Origin of the sequence: Bacillus sp. BF2-3, from assembly GCF_008368795.1 — a bacterium.
Classification (GTDB): Bacteria; Bacillota; Bacilli; order Bacillales; family Bacillaceae_G; genus Bacillus_A; species Bacillus_A cereus.
This window is the reverse complement of sequence record NZ_QOSA01000065.1, coordinates 1-2,413: the sequence shown is the minus strand read 5'-3', so window position 1 is coordinate 2,413 and position 2,413 is coordinate 1. Positions and strand designations below refer to the sequence as shown.

Below are 2,413 nucleotides of genomic sequence, written 5' to 3'. Positions count from 1 at the left end.
TTCCTTATGTTAACATTTTCGTTAATTGATGTCAACTAAGTTTTTTATTTCGTTTGTCGCTTTCGACGTTAATGTCATCGGCGACTTGTTCTATATTACACCTCTAAAGTATAATCGTCAATACGTTTTTTAAAAAACTTTATATTTTATAGATTTCATTTACGTATTTCTTCTATAAGTTATATACAAGCATCCCACAGAACAATCTATGGGGTGCTCTTCTACCATAAAAACTATTGTTCTTTCGACGGCACCGAACAACTTCCATCAGTACAAGAAAGATCGCTTCCACCCTCTGAAGAAAGTTCTTGCAACTTAGGTGCAGGATTCTCTTCTTCCCACACTTGCTGAAGTGCACCAACAAAAGTTTCAAGTGGTTGTGCACCTGAAATAGCATACTTTTGATTAATAATAAAATAAGGCACTCCCGAAATTTGATATTGCTGAGCAATCGCTTCATCAATTCTAACATCATTTGCATACGCATTTTTATCATTAATAACATTTAAAGATTCTTGCTTATCTAAACCTGAAGCTTCAGCGATAGTAGCAAGTGTATCCACATCGCTTAAATTTTTCGATTCAGTGAAATATGCAAAAAGTAAATTTTCTGTAATCTCTTTTTCTTTCCCTTGATTCTTTGCAAACTTAGCAAGACGATGCGCATCAAAAGTATTAGTCGGCTTCATCTCATCAAAATTAAAACTTAAACCCATACTAGCTGCATGATTTCCTAACTGTACGTTATTACGCTTAGCTTCTTCAATACTAATTCCATACTTTGATGCAAGTACTTCATTAATACTTGTTCCAGAATAGATTGGAGCATTTTGGTCTAATTCAAAACTTTTAAACTCAACTTCAACATCCTTCTTATGTGGAAATTGTTCTAAAGCCATCTCTAATCTACGTTTCCCAATATAGCAAAATGGACATACAAAATCCGACCATACTTCAATTTTCATAAAAAACACCTCATTAACATTTAGTTTTCAATCATTGTAGCACTGAGATTAAGGAATTCAAAAGTTTTTGCTCTATCTCCTTCATATAGTTACATACAAAAACACACTTATAGCAGAATACCTAATTAACAAAAAAAACGATAATCAAAAGGATTAACTATTATCCCTCCGATTATCGTCTATATAAATGCAACAACTTTAATTATGCCGGAATATACTTCCCTACGAACTTCCATACAGTATTCCAATATTTATTCGAATCTACTTTCTCCGCTTCTCCATGTCCAGCACCTGGAACAATTAATTTCTCTTTTTCTACTTTTGCAGCATTATATACTTCATCTAACATTTCAAAAGGAACGAATGTATCAGCATCCCCATGAATGAACAGCATAGGTGTTTTACTTTTCGCTACTTGTTTTACAGCTGAAGCCTCTTCTAAATCGTAACCAGCTCTTAATTTAGTAACCATATTTGCCGCATTCATAACAGGAAACTTCGGTAAATGGAATAAATCTTTTAGTTGATAAGTAAATTCATCAATAACAGTTGAGTATCCACAATCTTCAATAATAACTTTAACATTAGAAGGTAAATCTTCTCCTGAAGTCATCATTACAGTTGCCCCGCCCATTGAAACACCAAATAGAGCTATTTCAGCATTAGGGTCTTTCTTCAAGATTTGTTGAATCCAAATCAAAACATCTTTACGATCATGCCAGCCCATACCAACATAATCCCCTTCACTATTTCCGTGTCCACGAAGGTCTGGTGCTATGACATTATAGCCTTGTTCATAAAAGTTACGAACATATTTCGTCATTTCTGATGCTCTACCATTGTATCCATGAACTACAATTGCCCATTTATGACTGGATGGTTCATTCATATATTCATAACCTTTTAAATTTAATTTATCGAAAGAACGTATAGTTAATGTGTTAGGTTTATACTTCGATACGAAGTTTGCATTCTTTTCTTCATTTGCAGCCAATACATCTCCCGACGCATTTACCGTTTCTACTAAATGAGGATTATCTTGCAAAAATTCTTTTTCTTGTTTCGCATTTAACGCGTAGTTATAAAAATAATTCCCAACTAACATATACACGATTACTAGCAGGACTAAGACTACTATAGTAATTATACTTATCTTTTTCATATTATCTCCTTTTCTAACTTAAATCTTCTTATATTAAAGTACATCAAAAACAACTGTACTATTTTAACACACTGATGAATCCTATCTTTAAGAAATAAAATAGAAAATCTTAAATTACATATAAAGAATCACGAAAGAAATTGAATAAAACTTATATAGCTACGTACTCAAAAACCTTTTTGAAAAGCGAGAAGCACTTCAAAATATTTAGCTTTGAAAAGAAGTTATAAAACACAAAAAAGACGAGTCATTCTGACTCGTCTTAAAGTTGCTTGGCGACGTCCTA

2 protein-coding genes are annotated in these 2,413 nt (G+C 32.7%); both read right to left on the bottom strand.

What is annotated here, in order from left to right; all coding sequences use genetic code 11:
* Window positions 1-233: 233 nt before the first annotated feature.
* Window positions 234-965: a DsbA family oxidoreductase gene (locus tag DN401_RS29375; protein ID WP_000687943.1), complete on the bottom strand. Its 732-nt coding sequence runs from the start codon at window positions 963-965 to the stop codon at window positions 234-236.
* Window positions 966-1,167: 202 nt separating this feature from the next.
* Entirely contained in the window at window positions 1,168-2,127 is a 960-nt protein-coding gene (locus DN401_RS29370; protein ID WP_000723973.1) for an alpha/beta hydrolase, read from the bottom strand.
* Window positions 2,128-2,413: the final 286 nt, after the last annotated feature.